This is a genomic window from Brevibacillus sp. JNUCC-41 (genome assembly GCF_014844095.1).
Classification (GTDB): domain Bacteria; phylum Bacillota; class Bacilli; order Bacillales; family DSM-1321; genus Peribacillus; species Peribacillus aracenensis.
This window is the reverse complement of the sequence record NZ_CP062163.1, coordinates 631,080-656,372: the sequence shown is the minus strand read 5'-3', so window position 1 is coordinate 656,372 and position 25,293 is coordinate 631,080. Positions and strand designations below refer to the sequence as shown.

General features: G+C 38.0%; 32 protein-coding genes and 1 riboswitch. Of the genes, 20 read left to right on the top strand and 12 right to left on the bottom strand.

Annotated features, from left to right (window positions below; genetic code table 11):
• The first annotated feature begins 104 nt into the window (after window positions 1-104).
• The gene (locus JNUCC41_RS03230) at window positions 105-485 is read left to right on the top strand and encodes a hypothetical protein (protein WP_192206350.1); all 381 of its coding nucleotides are present in this window, start codon (window positions 105-107) and stop codon (window positions 483-485) included.
• A 72-nt stretch (window positions 486-557) separates the two neighbouring features.
• On the opposite strand, the gene JNUCC41_RS03225 is transcribed toward JNUCC41_RS03230, so the two are convergent.
• From JNUCC41_RS03225 to JNUCC41_RS03215, 3 genes are all read right to left on the bottom strand, one after another.
• Window positions 558-1,439 carry a 5'-methylthioadenosine/S-adenosylhomocysteine nucleosidase gene (locus JNUCC41_RS03225; protein WP_192206349.1) on the bottom strand — a complete coding sequence of 294 codons (882 nt, stop codon included), beginning with the start codon at window positions 1,437-1,439 and terminating at the stop codon, window positions 558-560.
• Between the two features lie 175 nt (window positions 1,440-1,614).
• Window positions 1,615-1,718, bottom strand: a riboswitch (purine riboswitch).
• A 393-nt stretch (window positions 1,719-2,111) separates the two neighbouring features.
• Complete coding sequence (locus JNUCC41_RS03220; RefSeq protein WP_192206348.1) at window positions 2,112-2,465, bottom strand: hypothetical protein; 354 nt, start codon at window positions 2,463-2,465, stop codon at window positions 2,112-2,114.
• 95 nt (window positions 2,466-2,560) lie between these two features.
• Complete coding sequence (locus tag JNUCC41_RS03215) at window positions 2,561-3,487, bottom strand: NAD(P)-dependent alcohol dehydrogenase (RefSeq protein WP_192206347.1); 927 nt, start codon at window positions 3,485-3,487, stop codon at window positions 2,561-2,563.
• A gap of 193 nt (window positions 3,488-3,680) precedes the next feature.
• Between JNUCC41_RS03215 and JNUCC41_RS03210 the strand changes: the two genes are divergently transcribed.
• The 4 genes from JNUCC41_RS03210 to JNUCC41_RS03195 all read left to right on the top strand — a co-directional run bounded on the left by JNUCC41_RS03210 (window position 3,681) and on the right by JNUCC41_RS03195 (window position 5,638).
• Window positions 3,681-4,250, top strand: a complete 570-nt coding sequence (locus JNUCC41_RS03210; protein WP_192206346.1) for a dihydrofolate reductase family protein — start codon at window positions 3,681-3,683, stop codon at window positions 4,248-4,250.
• A 310-nt stretch (window positions 4,251-4,560) separates the two neighbouring features.
• On the top strand, window positions 4,561-5,073 hold the full coding sequence (locus tag JNUCC41_RS03205) for a DUF6773 family protein (RefSeq protein ID WP_192206345.1): 513 nt from the start codon (window positions 4,561-4,563) through the stop codon (window positions 5,071-5,073).
• Window positions 5,074-5,083: 10 nt separating this feature from the next.
• Window positions 5,084-5,281 (top strand): helix-turn-helix transcriptional regulator, encoded by a 198-nt coding sequence (locus JNUCC41_RS03200; RefSeq protein WP_192206344.1) that lies wholly within the window; start codon window positions 5,084-5,086, stop codon window positions 5,279-5,281.
• Between the two features lie 102 nt (window positions 5,282-5,383).
• Window positions 5,384-5,638, top strand: a complete 255-nt coding sequence (locus JNUCC41_RS03195; RefSeq protein WP_192206343.1) for a sporulation protein — start codon at window positions 5,384-5,386, stop codon at window positions 5,636-5,638.
• A 46-nt stretch (window positions 5,639-5,684) separates the two neighbouring features.
• On the opposite strand, the gene JNUCC41_RS03190 is transcribed toward JNUCC41_RS03195, so the two are convergent.
• Window positions 5,685-6,326: a hypothetical protein gene (locus tag JNUCC41_RS03190; RefSeq protein WP_192206342.1), complete on the bottom strand. Its 642-nt coding sequence runs from the start codon at window positions 6,324-6,326 to the stop codon at window positions 5,685-5,687.
• A 608-nt stretch (window positions 6,327-6,934) separates the two neighbouring features.
• On the opposite strand from JNUCC41_RS03190, the gene JNUCC41_RS03185 reads away from it, so the two are divergent.
• The 6 genes from JNUCC41_RS03185 to JNUCC41_RS03160 all read left to right on the top strand — a co-directional run bounded on the left by JNUCC41_RS03185 (window position 6,935) and on the right by JNUCC41_RS03160 (window position 10,092).
• Entirely contained in the window at window positions 6,935-7,153 is a 219-nt protein-coding gene (locus JNUCC41_RS03185) for a DUF1659 domain-containing protein (protein WP_192206341.1), read from the top strand.
• A gap of 37 nt (window positions 7,154-7,190) precedes the next feature.
• Window positions 7,191-7,409, top strand: a complete 219-nt coding sequence (locus tag JNUCC41_RS03180; protein ID WP_053536155.1) for a DUF2922 domain-containing protein — start codon at window positions 7,191-7,193, stop codon at window positions 7,407-7,409.
• 44 nt (window positions 7,410-7,453) lie between these two features.
• Window positions 7,454-7,609, top strand: a complete 156-nt coding sequence (locus JNUCC41_RS03175; RefSeq protein WP_057913045.1) for a YvrJ family protein — start codon at window positions 7,454-7,456, stop codon at window positions 7,607-7,609.
• A 156-nt stretch (window positions 7,610-7,765) separates the two neighbouring features.
• Complete coding sequence (locus JNUCC41_RS03170) at window positions 7,766-7,978, top strand: KGG domain-containing protein (RefSeq protein WP_192206340.1); 213 nt, start codon at window positions 7,766-7,768, stop codon at window positions 7,976-7,978.
• A 168-nt stretch (window positions 7,979-8,146) separates the two neighbouring features.
• Entirely contained in the window at window positions 8,147-8,593 is a 447-nt protein-coding gene (gene gsiB, locus JNUCC41_RS03165; protein ID WP_192206339.1) for a glucose starvation-inducible protein GsiB, read from the top strand.
• Between the two features lie 152 nt (window positions 8,594-8,745).
• Complete coding sequence (locus JNUCC41_RS03160; RefSeq protein WP_192206338.1) at window positions 8,746-10,092, top strand: DUF3238 domain-containing protein; 1,347 nt, start codon at window positions 8,746-8,748, stop codon at window positions 10,090-10,092.
• 102 nt (window positions 10,093-10,194) lie between these two features.
• Here the strand turns inward: JNUCC41_RS03160 and JNUCC41_RS03155 are convergent, their stop codons facing one another.
• On the bottom strand, window positions 10,195-10,587 hold the full coding sequence (locus JNUCC41_RS03155; protein WP_192206337.1) for a thiol-disulfide oxidoreductase DCC family protein: 393 nt from the start codon (window positions 10,585-10,587) through the stop codon (window positions 10,195-10,197).
• 381 nt (window positions 10,588-10,968) lie between these two features.
• On the opposite strand from JNUCC41_RS03155, the gene JNUCC41_RS03150 reads away from it, so the two are divergent.
• From JNUCC41_RS03150 to JNUCC41_RS03140, 3 genes are all read left to right on the top strand, one after another.
• The gene (locus JNUCC41_RS03150) at window positions 10,969-11,940 is read left to right on the top strand and encodes an acyltransferase family protein (RefSeq protein WP_192206336.1); all 972 of its coding nucleotides are present in this window, start codon (window positions 10,969-10,971) and stop codon (window positions 11,938-11,940) included.
• 561 nt (window positions 11,941-12,501) lie between these two features.
• A complete protein-coding gene (locus tag JNUCC41_RS03145; protein WP_192206335.1) occupies window positions 12,502-13,596 on the top strand; it encodes a D-alanyl-D-alanine carboxypeptidase family protein in 1,095 nt (364 codons plus the stop codon).
• 196 nt (window positions 13,597-13,792) lie between these two features.
• Window positions 13,793-14,305 (top strand): DUF3189 family protein, encoded by a 513-nt coding sequence (locus tag JNUCC41_RS03140; RefSeq protein ID WP_192208017.1) that lies wholly within the window; start codon window positions 13,793-13,795, stop codon window positions 14,303-14,305.
• A gap of 829 nt (window positions 14,306-15,134) precedes the next feature.
• Here JNUCC41_RS03140 and JNUCC41_RS03135 read toward each other — a convergent pair.
• On the bottom strand, window positions 15,135-15,314 hold the full coding sequence (locus JNUCC41_RS03135; protein WP_192206334.1) for a small acid-soluble spore protein H: 180 nt from the start codon (window positions 15,312-15,314) through the stop codon (window positions 15,135-15,137).
• Window positions 15,315-15,569: 255 nt separating this feature from the next.
• On the opposite strand from JNUCC41_RS03135, the gene JNUCC41_RS03130 reads away from it, so the two are divergent.
• The 3 genes from JNUCC41_RS03130 to JNUCC41_RS03120 all read left to right on the top strand — a co-directional run bounded on the left by JNUCC41_RS03130 (window position 15,570) and on the right by JNUCC41_RS03120 (window position 17,608).
• The gene (locus JNUCC41_RS03130) at window positions 15,570-16,016 is read left to right on the top strand and encodes a GNAT family N-acetyltransferase (RefSeq protein WP_192206333.1); all 447 of its coding nucleotides are present in this window, start codon (window positions 15,570-15,572) and stop codon (window positions 16,014-16,016) included.
• Window positions 16,017-16,128: 112 nt separating this feature from the next.
• The gene (locus JNUCC41_RS03125) at window positions 16,129-17,001 is read left to right on the top strand and encodes an AraC family transcriptional regulator (protein WP_192206332.1); all 873 of its coding nucleotides are present in this window, start codon (window positions 16,129-16,131) and stop codon (window positions 16,999-17,001) included.
• Window positions 17,002-17,152: 151 nt separating this feature from the next.
• Entirely contained in the window at window positions 17,153-17,608 is a 456-nt protein-coding gene (locus tag JNUCC41_RS03120; RefSeq protein WP_192206331.1) for an SRPBCC family protein, read from the top strand.
• 482 nt (window positions 17,609-18,090) lie between these two features.
• On the opposite strand, the gene JNUCC41_RS03115 is transcribed toward JNUCC41_RS03120, so the two are convergent.
• Window positions 18,091-19,176, bottom strand: a complete 1,086-nt coding sequence (locus JNUCC41_RS03115) for a hypothetical protein (RefSeq protein WP_192206330.1) — start codon at window positions 19,174-19,176, stop codon at window positions 18,091-18,093.
• Between the two features lie 93 nt (window positions 19,177-19,269).
• The gene (locus JNUCC41_RS03110; protein ID WP_192206329.1) at window positions 19,270-20,019 is read right to left on the bottom strand and encodes a hypothetical protein; all 750 of its coding nucleotides are present in this window, start codon (window positions 20,017-20,019) and stop codon (window positions 19,270-19,272) included.
• 1,103 nt (window positions 20,020-21,122) lie between these two features.
• Here JNUCC41_RS03110 and JNUCC41_RS03105 point away from each other — a divergent pair.
• Both JNUCC41_RS03105 and JNUCC41_RS03100 read left to right on the top strand, forming a co-directional pair.
• Complete coding sequence (locus JNUCC41_RS03105; RefSeq protein ID WP_192206328.1) at window positions 21,123-21,272, top strand: hypothetical protein; 150 nt, start codon at window positions 21,123-21,125, stop codon at window positions 21,270-21,272.
• Between the two features lie 243 nt (window positions 21,273-21,515).
• The gene (locus JNUCC41_RS03100) at window positions 21,516-21,866 is read left to right on the top strand and encodes a thioredoxin family protein (RefSeq protein WP_228467514.1); all 351 of its coding nucleotides are present in this window, start codon (window positions 21,516-21,518) and stop codon (window positions 21,864-21,866) included.
• Window positions 21,867-22,533: 667 nt separating this feature from the next.
• On the opposite strand, the gene JNUCC41_RS03095 is transcribed toward JNUCC41_RS03100, so the two are convergent.
• The 3 genes from JNUCC41_RS03095 to JNUCC41_RS03085 all read right to left on the bottom strand — a co-directional run bounded on the left by JNUCC41_RS03095 (window position 22,534) and on the right by JNUCC41_RS03085 (window position 23,639).
• Entirely contained in the window at window positions 22,534-22,713 is a 180-nt protein-coding gene (locus JNUCC41_RS03095) for a thioredoxin domain-containing protein (RefSeq protein ID WP_192206326.1), read from the bottom strand.
• Between the two features lie 72 nt (window positions 22,714-22,785).
• Window positions 22,786-23,019 (bottom strand): helix-turn-helix domain-containing protein, encoded by a 234-nt coding sequence (locus tag JNUCC41_RS27215; RefSeq protein WP_192206325.1) that lies wholly within the window; start codon window positions 23,017-23,019, stop codon window positions 22,786-22,788.
• A 239-nt stretch (window positions 23,020-23,258) separates the two neighbouring features.
• On the bottom strand, window positions 23,259-23,639 hold the full coding sequence (locus tag JNUCC41_RS03085) for a hypothetical protein (protein WP_192206324.1): 381 nt from the start codon (window positions 23,637-23,639) through the stop codon (window positions 23,259-23,261).
• 300 nt (window positions 23,640-23,939) lie between these two features.
• Here JNUCC41_RS03085 and JNUCC41_RS03080 point away from each other — a divergent pair, with 300 nt between their 5' ends.
• Window positions 23,940-24,128 carry a YjcZ family sporulation protein gene (locus tag JNUCC41_RS03080; RefSeq protein ID WP_192206323.1) on the top strand — a complete coding sequence of 63 codons (189 nt, stop codon included), beginning with the start codon at window positions 23,940-23,942 and terminating at the stop codon, window positions 24,126-24,128.
• A 52-nt stretch (window positions 24,129-24,180) separates the two neighbouring features.
• Here the strand turns inward: JNUCC41_RS03080 and JNUCC41_RS03075 are convergent, their stop codons facing one another.
• Window positions 24,181-25,023, bottom strand: coding sequence for a CBF family alpha/beta fold macrolide esterase (locus tag JNUCC41_RS03075; protein ID WP_192206322.1), 843 nt, complete (start codon window positions 25,021-25,023; stop codon window positions 24,181-24,183).
• Between the last annotated feature and the right edge of the window lie 270 nt (window positions 25,024-25,293).

Here is a 25,293-nt window from a genome sequence, read left to right as displayed (position 1 = left end):
GAAATAAAGGAATCTATCTTAAAAGAATTAATTGTTGGTGTTAAAATATCATTTCAAATCATACACTCTTCATATAGATTCCAGACATTGAGGGGATGTTAGAAATGAACTTCGAGATGCGAATAGCGAATATGCTGGCTGATAATATAAATGGTTTCATTACATTCGTCAGGGAAAATCATGAAAATGAAAATAATTGCTTTTGTTTAAATAGAGATAAATTGTATCAATTGAAGCTTCTTGTCGAGGAGTTCAAGTTTCAAGTATTGGCAGATGAACTAAAACGAATCAATCGGTTTACATGGGATGAAAACTACACGCATTTATTAGTTGATAGATTCAGGAAAGGGATGGGGATCATTGAAGAGTACGTTGAAAACAACTACAGCGATTTATTCATTTTTACCGCTAGACTCTATACGCTGAATAACCTCAGCCTATTACTTTGCAAGGAGGAAGAATCGGGCACAGCCCTCAGCGAATAAAAGAAGAGCACATATTATCGTATATAATATGTGCTCTTCTTTATTTCATTATAGTATGCTTACGGGCCGGCCTTATTTGCTTGGCATCGTGGAGATATATTTTTTGACTACTTCATAAACATATTCTTGATTGGCTGCTGCTGTATTCGGGTTATATTTACCGCCATTCACTTTATTATTGGATAGCACTCGTATACCTAAGAAGGGAACATCGTAAGCTTTGGCGATTTGGGCAGCCGAAGCTCCTTCCATTTCCTCAACAGATGTACCATATTTCGTATGGAACCACTTAATCCGATCCACTTCATTATTCCAAACGTCTGCAGAACCGATCGTGCCATCGACAACCTTACCTTTTGTGTAAGTATCTTTAACTGCATGAGCAGCAGCGAGTAAATCCTTATCTCCCTCGTAGAAGCGTGGCTTTTCAGCGTTAGGATCTTCTCCTGCACTTCCTTCAGAAGCCATTAGGTCCATCGGTTTCCAAATGGTTGGATCAATTCCTTGGTTTTCAGTTTTATCTGCCGTTTTCAATGAACCTAGGTTTACCGTTCTTTTTCCTAAAACGATATCAAAAACGTTTAAGTTTGGATCATGTCCGCCTGATGTCCCTTGATTGATGATGGCAATAGGGTTATATCTTTCAATGGCCAATGCTGTAGCGGCAGCTGTGTTTTCCATCCCTTTTCCTGTTTTTGCAACGATTACAGGATAATTGTCTAACGTTCCAATGTAAAATACAAAATCTCCTGATTTTTCTTCTTTAACATTTTTTAACCTTTTCGCGAAATTTTCAGCTTCGATGGGCATTGGACCTTGGATCATGATAGGCCTTTGAGTCTTTTTTTCGACCGTTTCATTTTTGGAAGCAGAGCTGCATGCTGCAATCACCGATACGAAAAGTAATGTGATGATTCCTAATATCGTGTACTTTTTAAACATGTTTTTTCTCATATAATTTCTCCTTAAAACATATTATTCGATTGTTTGATACACTCGCAGTTGCGGTCATAGAAAAAGGTCCAGAACGGCAGAATGATTTCTGTCTTCTAGACCTACGATAGTCAAAGTAAAGTTGATTAAGCAAAATGATTATCATGCTAAATCATTTGCTGCTCAAGAAAGCGGGCAGCCGAATACTTTAACTCGTAGTCTAGTTCTTTCACCGGGAACCAGGTAGAAACGCTCAGACCATATTTCCGAGCATATACGAGTAAATTACGATTATTACTTTGCTAATATAACAAACAAATAATAGATAATCAATAAAAAAAGTGAACGTTAAAATATAAATATAATTTAATGTTCGTGTTTAAAAGGTGTAATTCGATAATAACATTGATTGGAACGTAGGGTACTCGCTTTCTGCGGGGTCTCCCCTAGACGCGTTTTTCCCGCAGGAGTCTCGAACACCCGCTCCAATCAACTGAAGCGTTTTTTTAATAAAAAAACTATAGGTAAACTGACTTTTCTTCCCATTTGGTTATCGTCTGGAGGGGGCGGAATGGCTCATCCCGATCCATGATTACAAGACTATGTTTTCTTAATAGTTTATTAGATTTATGAAATCAAACTGGGAGAAAAATGATAACAGGATAGAAGAATAGGTGCAGAGGGCTGTACTATTTAATAATTCGCCCATAACATGATAGACAGGGCGATTAATAAAGTGATAATTTTTAGCACTGCCTTCCTTTTTAAGGGGGCATCTACCCATGTCAAAACAATGCTCACCATTATTCCGATAAATAGAAATACAGCGCCAATCCTCTTCATCCAAGTCATTTCAAAAATTGGTTCAAGCAAAAAGAATAGTAGACTGAGTGCCACTAAACCAATTGTAGAGATAAAACGCTTACTCGTAAAATCGGTCTTCACATCATTTCGTTCTTCTTCTGACATCTTTTTATAACCCCGCCACATCATGAAGGCCGGAATCCCTAACATGAAAACTAATCGTACGATTGCATCTATATTCATTGAGTCCTCCAGGAATGTTTATATATCTTCCATATACGTTTAATGCTGGAAGAAGTTTCAACACTTCCTGCATAATGACATCGAAGTAGGTTATTTCAGGGTCTACCATGATCAACCAAGGTTATCACTACATTTCCCTTTTTATGTCCTTGTTCTACATATCTATGAGCCTCGGGAAGCTGTTCCAGCGGGTAGCGTTTATCAATGACTGATTTTATTTTTCCAGTTTCGATTAGCTCCTTTAGGAGTAATAAATCTTCCGTAAGTACCTTTGCTATTCCTTGCCCTTCGACGGACACGTATCGCCCGTTCGGGGTCAGTGCTTTCTTGCAAGCGGCTTTCGAGCTTTTCCCGACTGCATCAAAGATGATGTCATATCGCTCTTGTCTTTCCGTGAAATCCTCTTCCGTATAATCAATTACCTCATCTGCTCCCAATGATTTCACCAATTCAAAATTAGCGGCACTGCATACTCCGGTAACTTCTGTTCCAAAGTATTTGGCAAGCTGTACGGCTGAAGTACCTACCGACCCGGATGCACCGTAGATGAGGACCTTTTGTCCGTCCTGGATCTTGCCTTTTCTGAAAAAATGAAGGGCTGTCGTTCCTCCAAAAGAAACGGCGGCCGCTTCCTCATAGGTCACATTGGCAGGCTTCATTGCGATCGGCCCGTCTTCTGGTAAACATGTGTATTCGGCATGAGCCCCGAAATTCATTCCAGTCATGGCAAAAATCTGGTCGCCTTTTTTAAATTTTTTTACATTTCTTCCCGTTTCCTCTATCTCCCCGGCCAGTTCCACTCCGAGTACCGGTTTTCGCGGTTTTCTAAGACCCAGGAAGATCCGCATCGGCAGCCATAATAAGAAGGGGCTATTAAAACTACGGACTCTTATGTCCCCTGAAGCCACTGTTGCCGCATGAACCTTTACCAGAACTTCGTTGTCCTTGGGCGTTGGTTTTGCCAGCTCTTGGAGTTCCAGTACATCGGGTGAACCGTATTTTGTGCATACCATTGCTTTCATCGCGAGTCTCCTTCATTTTTGATACAATCTTTTAATGCTATGATTGAAGTTGTAATATAAAACTACATGTAAGCGAAACGGAAGAATGAATGCTTACAAGCATTAGGTATTGTCCCGCATCGGTCAGGGGCAAGTATCTCGCTGAGCGGTCGAAACCATATGGGACATTCTATAAGAAGAAGGAGCTAAAAGTATGACCATTAACGAAAGACCAAGAAGAATAATTTTAGATTTGGCAGTTACTTTAGATGGCTTTATTGAAGGGCCGAAAGGAGAAATTGACTGGTGCATTATGGACCCTGAAATGGGGTTCACGGATTTCTTGAATCAAATTGATACTATTTTTTATGGAAGAAAAAGCTATGAATTATGGGGACAATATACTCCAGAAAATGAGGTATCTGATACTGAAAAAGAAATGTGGAATTTAGTTCATGGCAAAGAAAAATTCATGTTTTCCCAAACAAAAAAAAGCAATGATGATAAAGTGACGATCATAAATGATCATATTGTTGAAGAAGTAAATGAATTAAAGAAAAAGCCCGGTAAAGACATTTGGCTTTATGGCGGGGCAAGTCTTATTACATCTTTTATAAGACTTGGGCTGGTTGATGAATTTAGGTTATCTGTTCACCCTGTTGTTTTAGGGGAAGGAAAACCTCTGTTTATAGATATGAAGGAGAGATTGAATCTAAAACTGGTTGATACAAAAAGATTTTCCTCTGGCGTTGTTCAACTTTGCTATCATCTTAATGAAGAGTAATTGACTAAATGATCAAAATTCTTTAGGGAATTCATATTTATAAGAAATGATGAATTCACGAGTAAAACCTTGAAATTCACGAGTAAAACTCTAAAACTCACGAGTAAATGCCTGAAATTCACGAGTAAATCCCCAAAACTGACGAGTAAAACCATAAATAAGGCTAGTGAGGTATCCACACTTGATGTGTGGGTACCTTTTTTTTATACTTTTTGCAATTTATAAATTATAAAATGTAATATATATGTTGCAAAAAGTAAAATAAATCATATAATATGGGTAAGCGGTGGAATTAAATGGAGGTCGATTGATGATGGGATTATTTAAACGGACGAAAAAAATTACGGATGAGCGGGTTGAGCATGTAAGAAATAAAATTTATAAAGAAATGTACCACGTCATCTTGGCCATTTGCCTGGTGAGTGCACTTTTCAAACTATATAAATATGGTGCAGGCAGCGGGGAGTTATATTTGGAATTCGTGATCCTTGTTGCAGGAGGGCTGTATTACTTAGCTCGTTCCATTTTCTTAGGTGTATTCTGGGATGAAGTGGAGATGCATGACCGCACAAGCAAAACGCCGATGAGCAGGAAGACGATTCTTGGGTCGGTTATTTTTGCACTCATCATCGCTATAATCATGGGGGTGAATAGTGCTGTATCCTATGCGGATGGCAGTTCCCAAGGCGTATGGTATTTTGTATTGGTATCGTTTGTGTCCGTTATGATCTATTTACCGATTTTACTTTTGTTTTTTGGCGGTATATACTTGCTTGCGAAGAAAGTCGGAATGAAAAATAGCGAAGATAATAAGAAATTGTAGGTGCCTTCCTTTGAAAAATTTGAAACTGAAGCTTGCGAGAGTAGAAAAGGACTTGTCACAAGATGAACTGGCCAAGATTGTCGGCGTTTCCAGGCAAACGATAGGATTGATTGAATCAGGAAAGTATAATCCCTCCTTAAGTTTGTGTGTCGGTATTTGTAAAGCATTATCGCGTACATTGGATGATTTGTTTTGGGAGGAAGACTGATTAGGGGTATCCATTGACTTGGATATCTTTTTTTTAGGAATTTATCATCAAAAAATGGGGGAAGGTATAGCATGTAAGAAAAAATTTGAGAGGGATGGTTTAATGGATCGTACGATTGGTTACTTACGTGAGATATTATCTAACTATACGGACCAATATCCTGAAGCACAGGACATTTATAATAAAATCAAAAGCGGGCAATTTCATTCTGAAGAAGAACTCGTCAATAATCTATCCGGAAGGGAAGCCAGCCTCCTTAACCATATTCTTCCTAAGGAAATCAAGCATGCGAAGGAAGCGAGTGATACGGAACGAGTCACGCAATTATCAGAGGTATATGAACTGATTCTTATATGATAAAACCTTGTCCATGATGTTCATGGACAAGGTTTTGTTGGTTTTTTTATTCCATTTCACTAAGTGAATCCATATGACTGGCGATCATGGCGATGATCGTGCTTGCTTCTTCCTTGCTGAAAATGAAATTCGTTTCATCCTTTATCAGGTCATCATCCGCTGTCCGAATCCGGTTGATCCGTTTGAGCACACCATCACCTGTTTCCTGAACGATACCGAATTGGTAGGTGACCTCCACTTCATTATCCTGGATATAGGCGGTCACTTCAGGTGTTTCCCATTCTACATCGATTTCGTATATATCGGAATCCTCGCCGTCCGGATCATACAAATCATCATTTTCATCATCCATATCATATTCGTAATCATCATCATCCTCTTCCAAATAGTTATGGAAGCTCTCGTGGACAGCATCGACGATATCTTCAATGTCTGAAAGGATGACCTTGCTGATCTGCCCTAAATCCGGCTCGAACGATTCCATATAAAATTCTTCATTATACGGATCAAAAAACAGCGTGGAAAAATAATCCCTCTCATTGTCATCCAGCTCTGTATAAAACTCGATCCGTGGATGCTTCGACCCGCGCTCCACGATCATACTGCCATTACGATCGTATTTCTCACAAATTGATTGAAGATGATCCTGCAATTCCCCGCTAACTCTGTCAAACCATTCTAATGACATTCCACATCCACATCCTTTCGTGATTATTATTTCCCAGAAAAGACGAACATGACGTGCCATTTAAAGCCAAATGCCATTTATCTTCGCACCAAAAAATCAGTTATAAAAAAATCATTCAAAGGGAAAATAAGCTGAATAGCAAAAACGGCATTTGGATTTATGAAGCAAACACAGGACGGCTTTTAGCGGCAACAACGAATTCGCATTTTCAATCTTCCCTATACCTTTCAATAATGAAGTCAATAAAATACCTGCTTGCTATCGGCAATATCCTTTTATCCTTGTATGCCAAAGTAATTGTCCGAATAATGGAGGGAGAGGAGAGATAGTTTTTTTTCCGAGAGTAATACAACGAGTAATGAGAAGAATTAATTTTGTAGAAAAACCGCCAATAATCGAGGAAGATTTTTTAGTAAGAGAAGACATTAAGAATTAAAATTTCGGTAAAAAATGTTTTAAGAGATTTCTTGAAAAAATAGTAAAAATATGGATTTTATGGAGCTACCCGAATGATGGGGAGCTTTTTATTCGTTTCCCTGAAAAATTTCAGGACCATGCTACTTTCATCCCATAAAAGTTTATATAGAGTGTGAAAGGGGGTGAGTGATATGGCAAGTCAGATTCCAGTTTCAAGTACGTTGCGGATCGATTTTGAGACGGGGTTAAATGAAAAAGGGGCTCTCGTTTTCAAGCGGAGGGCATTTTCGAACATCAAGGTCGAGGCGACGGCGGATCAGTTGTTTTCGGCAGCTGTTTCAATCGCAAGTGTGCAGAATTATCCAATGGGTGAAGTGACCCGGGTGGATACGTATTCATTGATAGGCTAAACGGTTTTGATGTCGTACGAGGGGGAGGTGATTTGAAATGGCTAAAGTACTGGAATTGATTTTCGTTACGGAGGAAGGAAAATCAGCGACGATTTCCGTTGATAATCCGAAGGAGCCGGTCGAGGTAAATACGGTTAAACTGGCAATGGAAAAAATCATTGCGGGGAACGTGTTCGTTACATCTTCCGGAGATTTCGTCGATTTGAAGGCGGCGCGCCTTGTCGAGCGGAATGTCGAGGAAGTGGAACTTATCTGATGCAAGGGACTTGTTGGACACCCTGGAAGTGAGGTGAATAAAAAGTGGATCAAATCCTGCCATTTGTCAGTGATATTGGGTTCCCGATCATCGTCACCCTTTATTTGCTTCATAGGATTGAAACGAAATTGGATACTTTGAATGAAACCCTTGTAGAGCTGCCAGATCGCCTGCGAGAAGGGATTCCCAAGTCAGGTTAAGGATAAGAGGGAAGCATCATGGGTGATATCATTCATGATGCTTTTCCTTTTAAATGGTAAAGTTTTAATAGATTCTAGTTTCATATCAAAACTATCGGGTATACATAAAACTGTAGCTAGTTCATCAAAAATCCCAAACAATAAGGAGGAGTTTTAATGACTAACAACAATGAAAAAATGAGCAGGGAAGAAGCTGGCCGCAAAGGCGGGGAAGCAACAGCAAAAAAACATGATAAGGAATTTTTCCAAGAGATTGGTCAAAAAGGCGGAGAGGCCACTTCCGAAAATCATGATAAGGAATTCTATCAGGAAATTGGCAAAAAGGGCGGAGAGGCTCGAGGCGATCAACGTGATGGGTCCGATGATTGAAAAATGAGCAAGGAAGAAACAGGACGCATTGGCGGAGAAAGAAGTCGCCGCTAAATAAAGGAAGCGATCTGAAGCATTTAGCTGATTCTAGTTTTATAGCTGTTCAAACGGGTACATGGCATCTGTAGCTAGTTCAATGAAAATCCGAATAATAAGGAGGAATTTTTAATGACTAACAACAATGATAAAATGAGTCGTGAAGAAGCAGGCCGTAAGGGTGGAGAAACAACAGCGAAAAATCATGATAAGGAATTCTATCAAGAGATTGGCCAAAAAGGCGGAGAAGCGACATCCGGAAATCATGATAAGGAATTCTATCAAGAGATTGGTCAAAAAGGCGGAGAAGCAACATCCGAAAATCATGATAAGGAATTCTATCAAGAGATTGGCCAAAAAGGCGGAGAAGCAACATCCGAAAATCATGATAAGGAATTCTATCAAGAGATTGGCCAAAAAGGCGGAGAAGCGACATCCGAAAATCATGATAAGGAATTCTATCAGGAGATCGGCGAAAAAGGCGGAGAGGCACGGGCCAATCAACGAGATGGTTCCGATGATGGAAAAATGAGCCGTGAAGAAGCAGGACGCAAAGGCGGGGAAAAAAGCCGCCGTTAAAATATAATCGAGGAAACTCATAAAAAACCGAGGGAGGAACCATTCCCTCGGTTTTTTATGCCATCACATGGAAATCCCCTTCACAGCACATTACAAAGTGTGCTTGGAAATTAAAGTGGGTAAAGAAATAACACCTGGAATAGAAAGAGGTGATGAAGAAGTTGATTGTCCATTATTCATTTCCCCGTTTAAAAGTAGGCGGAGTTACATTCACTGCACGGCATTCATTGCTTGCTCTTGGTCTTGCAGGCATCGCTTATCTCATTTCCAATAAGAGGAAGCATCAAGAGGTATTCAAAACGGCTTCATTGATGTGTAAGATCGAACGGAATGAAGATTCCATAAAGCTTATGTGGCCAGATGAAGGTGGTTTCTATCGGGCATTCAGGGGGCAAGAGCTGATTTACAGCGGCCCGGAGCCAAGGATGGCAGATCAGGGACTGACTCCAGGAACCATCTATACGTACACGATAGATAGCTTGAATGAAAAAAAGCAGACAGTGAACAGGATGAAAATACAGACATCAACGACCGCTGAGAATAAAAAAGAGGATAATATCCTTTTGGATTTGGTATTCACCACGATTGTCGCGAAAGGCCAAGCCAGCCTGGAATGGGAGCCCATCAAGGGAATAAAAGAGTATCGGGTTTACCGAAACGGCGTGGATATTGGGAAAGTGGGTGGATGTTCCTTCAGTGACCGGGGTATTAGTGATGAGCAGGAATACACATATACCATTAAAGCAAAGCGGCCCCTTCCGCGTTCAGAGCAGGAGTCCTATGCCGTGAAATCCCTTGTAGCGAGTATTGTCGGAGCCGTAAAAAAAGGTTCATCCCAAGCACAGGCAGCGATCGAGGAAATAACGAATACAAAAAAGATAGGACCTGTAAAACAACTTTTGCATTCAGTTGAAAACGACGCGGATGGTAAAAAGAAAAGAAATTGGCAACTGCGCTATTCCACCTTTTTACCGGAAGGTTGGCTGAAGAACCCCAATCTTGCCTCAAAGGTTCCCTATTTTAAAGGAGACAACCGCTGGTTTGATCCTGAATCATCCCGTTTCCGGACTAGGGTCGATGTGTACATTCACGAAAAGGAAAGTGAAGCCGAGATTGAATGTACCAAAGCAGTCGGGAAAAGTGAGGCCTACAATCATGATGGGGATTTCCTTGAAGAAGGAGTGGCCTCTGATGAAGCCATTGTAGTGAAGCGCATATTATCCAATCATGAGAAAACGACGATTCAGCTGACACACTCCGTAGGCAACCCAATCATCATTTCTCCTGCCGTGGATTATAAAGTGATCGGGACCTTTTACCGAAATGGCGAAATCAATATAGCCGGCTATCATGATCAGGCACCGCATCACGAGGTCTACCTAAAGGAGGCAGATGAACAGAACTGGGAATCCCTGCACTTAGCGGAAAACAAAGGGCTTGAAATGATGGCGCATCCTACGGCCAACCATTTATGGAGATATTCCACATTTACACAATGAAAAGGACGAAAAGCAATGATTGCCGATCGTCTTTTCTAATACAAAAAACAAAAAGGACCTCGAATTACTTGAAGTCCTTTTTGCTCGTTGATGAGGTCTTTTTTATAAAAATCGCTTTCGAACACTTGGCGACGGCAGCATACAGCTTTCTTCTTTCTTTCCGAACCATTTGTAACGGTTCCTGGCAATGTAATCATACACGAAGTTCCTGATGAAGCTTGGAACGATGATGAAACCGTAAAGCAATTTCCACGTCCCTTGCAAGCGGCGGCAAATCCTCAAGGCTGCAGATGATTTATAGTAGGCCTTATCCCTTTCGATCAGCACCATGCTATCTATATCTGCAGGAACATCATACTTCTTCAGCAACTCTTGTCCCGCCTCACTTTGAAGCGAAGCGTAATGAAAAAGCCCCTGCGGATCCCGCTTTATGATGAACTGGACACTCGAATCGCAAAAGTTGCATTCACCATCAAATAAAATGACCGGATTCATGAACATTCCTCCTATAGAGAGACGTTATCATACTCATGCTTCTATAATACACTACCCGCTTTGGTAAGGCGAAAACGTATGGAACTGCTTGGAGATTTGAAATTCTGGAAGGGATTATATGTTCCGGCCAGTCACTAAACGGGTGTACCATAAGAAGGCTGAAATTGACGGTTGGACCCCTTTTTTAAGTCTCTGTTATCAAACTGTTATTTTCCATTAACTATTCTGTAAACAAGCTATGATAAAGTAGATACTCCATTGAATTTCCTTTAGTAAAAAAGCCGGCAATCCTTTTTTTGAGGAAAGCCGGTTTTTTCATTCAAAGCATAATTAAGGATTAAGAGATATAACGAGCAGTTTCTTTAGAGGAGGTAAGATTTAATGAAACGTGATCCTTATTTTGATAATGCGAAAGCTATTTTAATCGTACTAGTGGTTTTGGGACACACATTAGCTCGAATGGTAGAAGAAAACGAATGGATTTTAACTATTTATTTGTTTGTTTTTTCATTCCATATGCCAGCTTTTATTTTAGTATCCGGCTATTTTTCAAGAAAGATAAAAAGTAAAAAGGACCTTTGGATGCTAATAAAGAAAATATTGATTCCCTATGTAATATTCCAGGTAATTTATACCTTCTATTATCAGAAGTTATTTGATGAACCAATTGAATTCTCAATATTGACCCCAAGGTGGGCCTTATGGTTCTTAATAAGCTTATTCTGTTGGAATATATTATTATCAATATTTACCTCGAGGAAATATGGAATCGTTTTTTCGATAATCGTATCTCTAATAATTGGTTACATTGGTGAAGTAAATGAATGGTTAAGTTTGTCGAGAACGTTCTTTTTCTTTCCTTTCTTTTTAATTGGACATTTTTTAGAAAAAGAACATTTTGAATGGGTTAAAAAGCAAAGGAATGCCCTAATCGGCTGGTGTGTACTAGGGTTAATCTTTGCCGGCATTTATTTCTTTGGTGAAATGACCTGGAGGGAATGGTTTTATGGCCGTTTAGGTTATAAGGAATTAATGGAAGGTTCCATTGCCCTCGGTTTTGTATATAAGCTGATCGTTTATTTAATCATGGGGGCGGCAACTTATAGTTTTCTTTGTATAGTTCCTAGAAAGCAGACATTTTTTACTGAAATAGGATCCATTACATTAGTTATTTATCTTTTTCATATGTTTATTCTGGAATATGTTTATAACTCATTTATTTATGATTGGATCAAAGAAAGTGGCCAATATTATGTTTTATTAGCCATATCAGTAACGATTATATTTATATTATCAAGAAAGCCGATTGTAAAAGTGGAATGTATGTTAATAGGAATGAAAATGAAAACATAACAGATTTTCAACACCTATAAAGTAACCAGCCCTTCAGTTTGAATGGTTGAGACTGTTGACAAACCTGATAAAAACAAGTTTGTCTCAATTTTTATTTAGGTTTATAAAACCTCGAACGTCGATTTCCATGCCAGGCACTCGCTTTCCGCGGGCGGTCCGGGAGCCTCCTCGGCGCTTTTGCGCCTGCGGGGTCTCCCCTCGACGCGCTTTTCCCGCAGGAGTCTCGCACCTTCCGTTCCAATCAACTTTGTTTTGAAATATAGACAAAACCCCTTTTGTCTACAAACTCAGCCCTTCAGTTTGAATGGTTTTTTTATGAAAAGCTTTAGTGATTTACAAAAATATCTATTTAAAGGGGAATAAAATAGGGTCTCCAATAAAAGGGCAGTGACCCTTATAAAGTTATTTCAGGAAAGAAAATGAAGGCCATTAACCGAAATGTTTCCAAAATTATTAAGGGGGAATTACTTTTGTATTTCACTTTCAATAAAACATCTTTTACCTTTCGGATTTATTTTATTATGACTATATAGAATTTGACTATCATTAAAGGAGAGGCATATGAAAAAGTTTTTCTTCATCTTCATCTTGGCTTTAATCCCCTTCGCCTCTACGACTGTAAGTGCAGAATCTGACTTACCTCTCAATAGTGAAGCAGGGATCATTATTGATGCGAAAAGTGGGAATGTATTATACGAAAAAAATATGAATAAAAGGATGTATCCAGCCAGTCTAACGAAAGTTGCCACGGCTATATATGCTATAGAACACGGGGATCAGGACGAACTGGTGACGATAAGCAAAAAAGCAGCGGAGGCAGACGGTTCTTCGGTATTTGTGGAACCTGGGGAGGAAATCGAGCTTTCCAAATTAATTGCAGGAATGCTGATCAACTCCGGAAATGATGCAGCCATCGCAATTGCCGAGCATATGTCTGGTAGTGAAAAACTGTTCATGGAAGATTTGAATGAGTTTTTAAGAAAAGAAGTAAACGTCACAGATACTCATTTTACGAACCCCCATGGATTATTTGACAAAGACCATGTAACAACAGCCAGTGACCTTGCGAAAATTACCCAATATGCAATGAAAAATGAAACGTTCCGTGAGTATTTTGGGAAGAAGGAATTACCATGGGAAGTGGAAACATGGGACACCACTCTAGTTACCCATCATAAAATGTTAAAAGGCGAACTCCCCTATAAAGGAATAACCGGCGGGAAAACCGGTTTCGTCAGTAAATCCGGTTACACCCTGATTTCTACTGCCACTAGGGGAGAGCAGGACTTGATTGCCGTCACTCTGAAAGCTCCTTCAGACAAGGTTGCCTACTCTGATACTGAGCTTTTATTCAACTATGGCTTTGAAAACTTTAAATCAGGCAAAATTGATAAAAATAGCATACTTTATTCAGCGGACTACTCTAATTCCTACAAGCTGAACGAAGACTTATACTTTACTCATTTAATGAATGATCAACCAAGTCTAAAAACGAGTAATGATGGAATTCTCTCAATCATGAACCAACAAGGGGAAGCAATAGATTCCTTTGACCTTAAAATGATAGCTGATGTCAGAAACACAGTATTGCCTGCCCCGATTAAGAAAGAAACACTCGATGATAATAAGCTAATGAATTTTCTTTACCATCGGTAGGTTTCGTCATTTTTACTGAAAAAATCACCGCATGGAATCAGAGGCGCTGCCTTATACATACCCCGGATTAAAGGGGATAAAAGAGTGCACTTATAATGACAAATAGGTGTACTCTTCTTTTTTATGATGATCCCAGGATATGAATATTCATTTAGAGGACATAATAGTGTTAAATATGACTATTAGGGATGATTTCATGATGTATATCTATAATGATTATGGGGGAACACATACCACGTCTTTGGCTGCCGCATATCATTTAAAACAATTACCTCAATCGGAAAGAAAATTAACCTCGAAAGAAATATTAAATGTGAAATATTTCAATAAATTAACGAAAGAAGATGCTGGAAAGCTAATTTTTCGCGGAATCGATGAAGAGGGCAACTCCGTTTATACAATTGGGCATAAAAGAGACAAACTTGTGGTTCCAGCATTAAAAGAATTGACTTTACTACTAGAAGAAAAATTTCATTTTAACGAAGTAATAGTATTCTCCAATACTTCACCAACTGTACCTATTGCTATGTCTATAGGGGGATATTTATCAAGAGCATTAAAAATTGATTTTATAGGTGTACCATTATTGCTTATAGGTGCCAAACAATGCTGTGATAATATTTTTCGGCTGGTTGAAAATACGAAACAAATCGGGAAAGCAGCGAATGGGGAAAAAGTGATTATATTGGAAAATGAAATATATAAGTAATACTAATGAATTTTAATGAAATTATAATGTCGATATATTTTAAGTCAACAAATTGTTGGCTTTTTTTGTTATGTTCCTGGATGGATATGTGCTATAGAAGAGGTGCTGCTTGTCATCTAACGGGTGTATAAGAGGTTTGTTTAACGTTTACAGATGGAAAGGTCATTACGTACATTGATCGTCATACAACAAATGGTACGGTCATTGTTCATTCCGGACATAGTCTATTAGGTTATAAGAGCGATAGGAAAACAACAGGTAAAATTAGAACTCAAACAAGAAGTTGCACAGGAGGAAGTATAATGAGAAAAATTGCAGTTATTTATAGTGGGCATGCACTACACTATCGTACATTCCACGAGCCGAAATATGCGCAATTTATCGACAAACTGATTTATATTTCCCTGAGTTTGCCGAGATAGATTTATGATGTACTGATTGTGCCATCACAGTTAAACTCGAACTTATTACTTCAAAATGCGAAAAAAATTCGTGACTTTGCTAATGAAGGGAAAACAACGATTCTTTCCGGTCATGGTGGCCCAGGATTCCGTGATGTATTTGAGTTTGTAACACGTGCAAAAACTCGCGGGGTATATACTGTTGATGTAAACTATCCAAACGCACAATATAGCCCATACCGTCCAACAGGTAGGCAAGCGAATTTTATGAATTCGCTTGTTTTTTCTTTGCCTTTTAAACCAACAATACGAGCTTTACTTCATTCCCAGGAGCTGATCAGCAGCTCCATTTTTGAAAATGGTAATTGGAATGAATCGAACAATAAACCGCCACCCGAAAGTGGAGGTTTATTATTGAATCGAGGAAATTACTGTTCTTTTAAGCTGGTTACAGAAACACTTTGTTTTTTATTTGGATCATCAAGGGGATGGATTGTAGCTATTCCATTTTGTTCATCCACATGCTCAATGTAGATACTTTCCTCATTATAGGTTACATTAACCATATTTGGTGAAGAAGCAATTTTTTCTGCTCGTTGTGCGTCCATTTTAGCCACCTCCTTAGAATTTGCAACATGTATAATATTTGTTCCGAATTACCTAGATATACTTGTTGTAATTAAAATTCTTCCAACAATCCCTTACACACTTAATTTACAAACTGGTGCATCAGCTGAAGGTCGAGTTATATTTAAGGAAGCTTATAATCATTTAGACTAACGTGGCGAGCTAGTTCAAAAGATTAAAATCTGTTGTTTGGTAAAATTAAAGAAAATTAAAAAAGTTTTGGGGGAGATGTAAAAATGAATAGTAAAGGATTTTCGATTTCTACTAATAAAAAGTATTTGGATATAGATTTAATACATGATTTTTTGAATCAAGAAGCTTACTGGTCAAAGGGAATACCTAAGGAAACAGTAATGAAGTCAATTGAAAATACAACCTTATGTTTTGGGGTTTATAAGGGTGAAATAGGTAATGAAGGTAGTGAACAAGTTGGATTTGCAAGGGTCATAACAGATTTAGTAACACATGCATACCTTTGCGATGTGTTTATATTACCTGACTATCGTAAATTAGGATTATCAAAATGGTTAATGGATGTCATCACCAATCATTCCGAGCTGGAGGGGGTCCGCAGGTTTATGTTAGCTACTAATGATGCACATTCATTATATAAAAAATACGGTTTTAATCAGATCGATAATCCAGAGCTATTTATGCAAAAAGTCCGTAAATCTCCATTTTAACAATAAGCTTATTTTCATTAACGGGTGTGAAAGGACCCTGCATAATCGTGCACAGAATGTCGGATGATTCGTTTCAATTCCTGCTATTCTTTTGATATAAGGAGGTCATTGAATGGATTTGCTGAAAAATATGAATGGTGCCATTAAATTCATTGAAGAAAATCTTACGAATGAAATTGACTTTAAAGAAGTTTCAAGAATAGCTTATTGCTCGGAATATCATTTTAAAAGGATGTTTTCCTTCCTTGCAGGTATCTCACTATCCGAATATATCCGCCGAAGACGTCTTACACTTGCAGCGTTTGAGCTAAGGGATAACAACATAAAGGTCATAGATATAGCGATAAAGTACGGATACAGCTCACCTGACTCTTTTGCAAGAGCGTTTCAACATTTGCATGGTATCACACCATCAGAAGCGAGAAGTAATGGTCATTCACTTAAAGCCTATCCACCGATGTCCTTCCAATTATCCATTAAAGGAGGCAGTGAGATGAACTATCGAATTGAAGAAAAAGAGGCATTTCACATTATTGGAATTAAAAAAAGAGTTCCAATCATTTTTAACGGGGTTAATCCAGGGATTGCATCTATGTGGAAAAGCTTAGACGAGAAAACGATAAATGAACTTAAAAACCTATCGAATGTCGAGCCATTGGGGCTGCTTAGTGCATCTGTGAATTTTTCAGAAGGCCGCATGGAGGAAAAAGGGGAGCTTGATCATTATATCGGTGCAGCGACAACGAGGGAGTGTCCAGATAACTTAACACAGCTTGAAGTTGATGCATCTACATGGGCAGTATTCGAAGCGGTAGGTCCCTTTCCTGAAACACTGCAAAATGTATGGGGACGTATTTATTCCGAATGGTTTCCATCCTCAAACTATGAACAAAGGGAAGGACCGGAAATCCTTTGGAATGAAAATAAAGATATGACCTCACCAACATTTAGAAGTGAAATATGGATCCCCGTTTTGAAAAAGTAAGGCTGGACGAAAGATTTATTCGAAAAGCTGTCTTAAGGCAGCTTTTTCTTATGTAACAAGCATGGCAGGATAATGGAATAAGGGCTAGGTATTATTTGCTAAAACGAGCAATAATGATGGGTAGAAAGTGATTATATAAGGAGATTGGGCGATGCCTGTTATTGAACATCAACTATTTATTAAAGCACCAGTTCACTTATGTTTTGACCTTAAGAGGAGCGTGGATATCCATACCAAAACGACAGCGAAAACAAAGGAAGTTGCTGTTGATGGTGTGACAGAAGGGCTATTAGAGGAGGGGGATACTGTAACATGGGAAGCCATTCACTTTGGTATTAAACAAAGGCTGAAAGCCCAAGTGACATTAATGGAAAAGCCAAATAAGTTTGTGGATATTATGGTGAAGGGAGCCTTCCATTCCTTCGTGCACACACATCAGTTCATAGAAGAATCAGGCGGAACTATAATGATGGATAAATTTCAATATGAATCACCGTTCGGTCCAATTGGAGTTTTAGCTGATAAGTTGTTTTTAGAGAAGTATATGAGAGAATTTATCATTTCTCGTGCAAAGGAACTGAAAAAGATTGCCGAGAATATGCACTAATCTTGTCTAACGAAATGGTGCTTTAACTATCAGGGGGCTACTGTCTTTTTTTGTTGCAGAAGAGATAAGCGCTTTTAATTTACGACGATATTATTGATATACAAAAACGACTTAATGGACTAAGTAAACCTTATGGCGGGCAAACAGATGGATGGGGGGATGATTTATTAAATAGCTGTTGTTATGAAATTACTGGCTATTAATGAACGAACGGGTGCTTTAGCTGAAGTTCGGAGCTGTCTTTATCACCGGCACCCTGAACGTTAGCAAATGGCTCGGCTCAGCGGTACAACCGTGTAAGGCCCGCGGATACAACCGACCTTTAATTATAATTATGGTCAAATCTTTTGTAGCGATTTGATCTTTTTATTTGTTTTTATAAGAATAACATAAATAGAACAAATGTTCCAGTGTTAAAGTGTAAAATTATTACTTTTTATTAAAATCACTCTGGTAAAGGGCTTTGTTGATTCTCATGAAGACTAAGGGCAGGATAGTTGAAATAGAGTGGCCATTCTAAGAAAAACAGAATGAGTACGCGGTACTTGTGAGGTTGAATAACTCATCTTTTTGGGAACTAAAAAAGTACTTTGATCAAGTACGTCATCAAAGTACTTTACATTTAACAAACTACCAATTACCACAACAGTCCTCATCGCAGCGTTTTTTCTTTTTACAACAACACTCGTGATGTTCATTATCGCAGTGATTTTTCTTCTTGCAACACTCGTGATGTTCATTATCGCAGTGATTTTTCTTGTTCCAACAATCATGGTGATGGTCCTCATCGCAGCGTTTTTTCTTTTTACAACAACACTCGTGATGTTCATTATCGCAGTGATTTTTCTTCTTGCAACACTCGTGCTGTTCATTATCGCAGTGATTTTTCTTGTTCCAACAATCATGGTGATGGTCCTCATCGCAGCATTTTTTCTTTTTACAACAACACTCGTGATGTTCATTATCGCAGTGATTTTTCTTTTTACAACACTCGTGATGTTCATTATCGCAGCGTTTTTTCTTTTTACAACAACACTCGTGATGTTCATTATCGCAGTGATTTTTCTTCTTGCAACAATCATGATGTTCATTATCGCAGTGATTTTTCTTCTTGCAACAATCATGATGTTCATTATCGCAGCGTTTTTTCTTTTTACAACAACACTCGTGATGTTCATTATCGCAGTGATTTTTCTTCTTGCAACAATCATGATGTTCATTATCGCAGTGATTTTTCTTCTTGCAACACTCGTGATGTTCATTATCGCAGTGATTTTTCTTCTTGCAACAATCATGATGTTCATTATCGCAGTGATTTTTCTTCTTGCAACACTCGTGATGTTCATTATCGCAGTGATTTTTCTTCTTCCAACACTCGTGATGTTCATTATGGCAGCATTTTTTCTTACACCAATCATGGTGATGGTTCCTATGGCAGCATTTTTTCTTACACCAATCGTGGTGATGGTCCTCATCGCAGTGATTTTTCTTTTTACAACACTCGTGATGCTCATTATCGCAGTGATTTTTCTTAGAACAATCTTCGTGATAACACATAGAAATGTCACTCCTTTCTATCCTATAAAATAAATAAAGGCAAAGCCTTCTCTATTTAGAGAGGGCTTTGCTAGTCAAGATTAAAAACTGCTCAACACTGTCATTTATGGAGCAGGAAGAGTATTAGTCGTTGGAGTAGTTGTAGTTTCACAACGACGTTCATTTACGTCGCAAATACCACCATGTGAATCCACGATAACTTGTCGAGTAACTGTAATTGTAGTGCGTAGTACAATCTTGACTAAAATAGCATTGGTAGTAACAAGTCCAGTGGTGCCGATGACTGGAACGCCTGGTTGAGCAAAGATCCCTTCTACTACTAATGGGGGTTCTACTACTGCATCCTCAGGGCAGGCACCTGGAAAATCTGTATGCTCCTGGAATGGTAAACTCGTTGAAAGTGTGGCTGTTAAAAGAGGAGTGGTTGTTCCTGGTGCCGTATATGTTACTGTAATCGTTACAGGAATAAGCCCGATGTTAACGACTTTGTCCCTAATGATTGTTGTGTTACGGGTAACACCAGCTAGATTCGGTGTAACAACTACCGATCTAATAGTGGATCCTGCTGGTATTGCTGGAGTAAACGCGGTAAAAGGAAGTGTTGTTTCTGCAACCTTTTGTACCGATTTAGAGCCTACAACGGAATTAACTAGGACACAGTCGCTGTTTAATGGAGCAGCGAGTTGGCGAGTTGGAGCTTTAAAATTGCAATTGCAAGCAGACTCGTCGTGAGACTTACAAACCTTACATGGCTTTTTGAATTTTGAATGACGATCAAATCTTGAATCATTCCCCAAACCCCAGTCGTTGTCGGAACAGGCAGAACCCCAGTTGCTGTGCATCGGATTATTCATACTGAAATTTCCCACAAAATCACAATCCTTTCTTGTAACCCTTTTTTTTTGAAAATGAAATGGAGTGTAGTATCGAATCGTACTACCCCAAGTGTATTTTCGTAGTAGTTACAAAATATAGTATTAATAAATTAAGGCGATTGCTTGGACAAGTTACTTATATTTACGGACAAACTGTAAATATTTATAGGTTTATAATGTAGCATTAGAGGGAGTATGGAACGCGGTAAAGAATTGGATGAAACCAAAAGGAGGCAAAAAGATAAACATTGAAAAGCAGTGCCTACTAAAATACTGGTAAACGCAAAAAGGTCTTCTTTGCTCGACCTTTCGAAAAGTGAACAAAGAAGACCTAAACTCTTTTTAAGGAGTCTAAACGAAGTTTCGTTTCCGTTTTCATCGTTTAAATCTATGGGGTTATAGAGGGAACTTCAACCGTTACCTTTTAATGATGTTAAAAAATAGGCGTGTACCAAGTTTATTTTACCGTTTTTCTAATCCGGCTGGGGTTGGTCAAGGGATAAAGTATTCCTTTTTGTCTTCGGAGGCTTGATTCATAATCACGGATCATATCTTTTTCAGCGATTTGAAAAGAACGGATGTTTCAAATTGGAATGTGAAATTATTCCTTTTTTTTAGAATCAGCTCTGCTATATTGTTGTTTCACTTGAAGGGAGCAAGACAGTCGTAGTGTTATGAACTACGCAAGAAATATATGATATAATTGGATAAAAAAGGATAAATCTTTTGACCACGTTAATTATCTCAGTATATATAATCATTACACTTGTATCGCTTTTTACTTTCGCTGGGCCTTATTCTCCATTGGTGGGACTTGCAGTTGGATTACCTATACATATTCTAATATTGCTTACACAAATATATAAAGAACTGAAAGTGATATCTAAACAATTTATGTCGTTCAATAAAGAGGCATAGAAAGGAGAACCGTTTGACTCAGAACATTTATATAGCTTCACCAATGTGATTGCTAAAAAGTTCGTTCGGGTCAAACCCCTTGTCCCAAGGTCAACCTAATGTCTTTAAAAATGACATACTCAAATCACATCCCTTTAAGACTTGAATTTAAAGGTGGAATTATAATGAGCTTTTTAGATAGACAAGAAAATGAAAACGTGGATAGTCCATTTGCAAAAAAGACAAAGGCTGTTGAAACAAAAGTAGTTAAATTAAATGCTGAGTTGCATTATAAGTTAAAATTGTATGTAGCAAAAAAAGGAACGGGGATATAACAGTTGCATATTTAATAGCTGGTACTTGTGCTGCATCTTGTCCAGCTGTACCGCCAATTTGTGCTGCTTGTATTGCTGCAGTTGCTACTATGGGGGCGGGTACTATTGCTGGTGTCATAGCTTGTTTCAACTTATAGAGTATATTTTTGAATAGGAGGTCAGATTATTTATACAAAGAAAAAAATATCAATTGTTATTTCAGTAATACTATCTTGCTTCTTGTTACTTATGTTAATTTTTTATATGGGATCAGCTAAGTCTTCAGCTGCCCTTATCTCTTTAGATACCCCAAAACTTGAAAAATATATAAAAGAAAAGGAAAATTTCTGGGTATATATTGGGAGGCCAACTTGTGATGAGTGTGATAAATTTTCTCCTGTTTTGAATGAAGTTCTTAAAGAAAATAATATCCAGGTTTATTATTACAACACAGATAAAGAAAGAGAAGAAAACGAAAAAGAAATGGTTAATCAGATTAATAAATTAGGAGTTAAAACAGTCCCTACTATGATTAATTTTAAAAAAGGGAAAGTTATAAAAACTGTTAACGGTTATCAAAATAAGGCTAGCCTAGAAAAACTACTAAAAGATTAGAGAAGCCATTACTGTTACTTTATCCTTCATAAGGTTATAGCGTTTGTAAAAGAGTTTCCCCCTTTGGATAAGGTAATCTAAAGGGGGAAAAAGTAAGTAGGATATCTGAATTAATGATTGATTAAGGAACTGTTCAATAAGTTGTTCTGTTAAAGGGGAATTTGTGAAGGTAACATGAATGAGGTAAATGATTCCAAGTAGTTATTATAATGGATAATCTAAAATCCCCCTTTGGTTAAGAAGTAATTTTGAATTGGAACCAATATTACAAGAATGAAACCTACAACAGTAACGGATATAACTTTAGTTAAACCTCTTTTTACCTCCTTTTCCAAAAAAACACCTCCCAAATTACTTGGAATTATTTTCAAAACACTTAAAAATCCATTGTATTAATACTAACATTATTTTATGAATATTCCAACTTATGATGTTGATATTAACTTCCTAATTACACTGAGCCAACATTGTAAAAAAATACAAAGATATAATCGATGAAAAGTCTGCTGAATAAGCAGGCTTTTCTTTTTATACAATGGTTGTTTTCTAATTCAAATATAAGCGTTTTTATTTTTATTGTAGGTAATTTTTAGACGTAGACATATAGGTTCAAACGTACAAATCTAAACCACTTTATTATTACTACACAGTTGCACTGTTTTTCCTTTTAAAAAGTAAACAATAAAAATGTAACTAGTAACTTATTTACAGAGATAAAAGTAACTGGTGTAATTTGTTTGATAATGTTACGCTCTTCATATTGAAGTTGATTAGTCTCCATCCACTTTTTTTGGTTGATACAAAAAATACAGTTAAACATGGTATAAACTAAGATTTCATTTTCCATTTTTTCTTCTCCCTCCGTATATTTAGTAAAGAATATTAACTGCAGATTTTTACAACCTTTTTTAAAGTAGTTTTATTTTTTTACTTTTTCGTAAAACCCCCAAAAGCCAACTATCTCATCCAGGTCATACATTTTTATCATTTTTACCAATTTAAGACGTAGTTCTTGTTCTAAGTCGTTTCTGTTCTGTAAACTCGTTTGTAGTAGAGTTTTATTAATTTTGGGTGTGTAAAACTTTAATACCGTTTCAATAGCTTCGTTATTTTTTTTTGAATCGATTGCTAATTGATACAAAATCTTGTCCATAAAGAATACTTATTTCCCTTGGAGTTAGTATAGTTTCATGGACACATTTTAGTTAAGTCCTTACAATGATTTTTGAGAGGACGGTCCGTCTTGGAACGTAAGAATACAGGTAAAAAATATAATAATGAATTCAAGAAGACTATTGTAGATCTTTATCACTCGGGTAATTCAGTTAAAGAATTAAGCGGCGAAAATGGCGTATGTTTTTTTCAGGATAACTAAAAGATAAACTTTATGTATTAATCCAGATAACCAGAAACGAATATTGAAATACTTGATTGAGATAAATTCAGCAATGGTGAGACTGGTAAGCCATAAAAGAAATTTCCAATCAAACTATAAAAAAGAACTACAATAAAATCTCCACCTGAATTCAAGGATGGTTCTTCAAAAATTGAGACTAGAAATAAACCAATTGTTAAGGAAAATGATGAGTAGAATGCCACTTTGATTTTTCTTGATTTGTCTTTAAACAGAAGCTTCCTAATCACAGGAAATAAAAACGCAATCGTTATAAAAGCAAGTAAAGTTTTAATTATTATTGGTGTAGTTGAAACAAGCACTATTGTAAACATAACAAGCACGGTGAAAACAAGAATATAAGAATTTCCTTTTATCATAGATACCTCGAACCTTTTTACCTTAATTGTACAATAAACCGAAGTTAGTATGACTTGCTTGTTGAACTAACGTGCCGTCCGCCATTATAGAGATAGTAGTTAACCCTGTTCCTTCTTCAGCCGAAGCTGGTAACGTCAAGTTGGTTCATGGATCGGCGATATTCTTGACCGAGATAATTGGATTCCCGAATGGTTTAGTGGGTTGTTAAAAAGTTTCCGGAGATTTTTGTGTCATTATCCTATTTGGAACATATGTTGAATTAACCCATTTAATTATTTCCTCCTAAAACGAATAAGGAGATGTTTCTATTGTCAAATTGTGGTCATGAATCAAGTTGTTGTAATGATGGTGTTGGATTTGGTGGCGGCTTCGCTTTTATAGTCGTTTTGTTTATACTCTTAGTCATCGTTGGAGCTGCTTGTTTCGGCGGAGGTTACGGCGGCGGGTACGGCGGCGGATACGGCGGCGGATACGGCAGTTTCTGCTAAAAGTAGTATAAAAAAAGCCGACCTTTATTGGTCGGCTTCTTTTATGACTAATTTATCGCGAAGTTAGCTTAATGATTGAATCGATAATTTGATCCCAATCTTCACTATGAATCTCATGCCCCGATCCATCAAGAGTCACTAATTCTGCATGAGGGATGGCTTTTGCAAGGGCAAGCCCATGCTCGTATGGCAAGGCTGGATCTTCTGTGCCATGAATAATGAGGACAGGTACGGATATCTCACCCATTCTATCAAAATATTCGTCCCCGCCAGCAAGCAAAGCATGATTGAATCTGCTCGGCAGTTGTTTGGCGCGGTCCGCCTCCCTTTGTGCCAGTTTATACATTCTTTCCTGCTCGTAAGGTTTGGAACCGGCTAAAGTTTTCCATCCATCCGCAAGAAAAGCGATGACCGCCTCCCGATTTGACCAATCCATGGATGCACTCTTCGCATGATGATCCAATATGCTTTGGTCCATTGGGGGGAGTTTTTCCATTACAGTCCCGAACACACTTGATGCAATTAGCGTAAGCGTAGTTACGCGTTCCGGATATCTTAAAGCGAGAATCTGGCCGATCAAACCGCCTAGGGACATCCCGACGATAGACGCCTGCTCTATGGAATAAGCGTCCAGAACACCCGCGGCATCGTCAGCCATGTCCGTTATTGTATAGTTGGAGGTACCGGGTTCATAACTGACAGATCGTCCGAGATCCCGATGATCGTACCGAATGACAAACCTCCCCGAATCAGCGAGGCGGAGACAGAAGTCATCATCCCACCAATCTAATGAAGACATCGCTCCCATGATCAAAAGCACAGCAGGGTCCTTTGGGTTTCCAAAACTTTCTGTACATATATCCACTTTATTTATTTTCAGTATCTGTTCACTCATGTTTTTTTACCTCCGTATTAAATATTATCTAATAGCCGTTACCTTGGCGCAGATCAATAAATTCTTTCCGGAGCATGATGATTGGCCTGCGCTTTTAATTATCGCAGTCTAACCCACTTAATAATCATGACGAGGCCTCCTTTTATATTTGTAAAATGGGAAATGTCCCTATATTACTGTAACATGTGCGAGGTCTGTGAACCACCAAATTTTCCCACAATCCAAGGAAGCCAGAAAAACCCGAATGCAGAGCACCTTTTTGGTGTCATT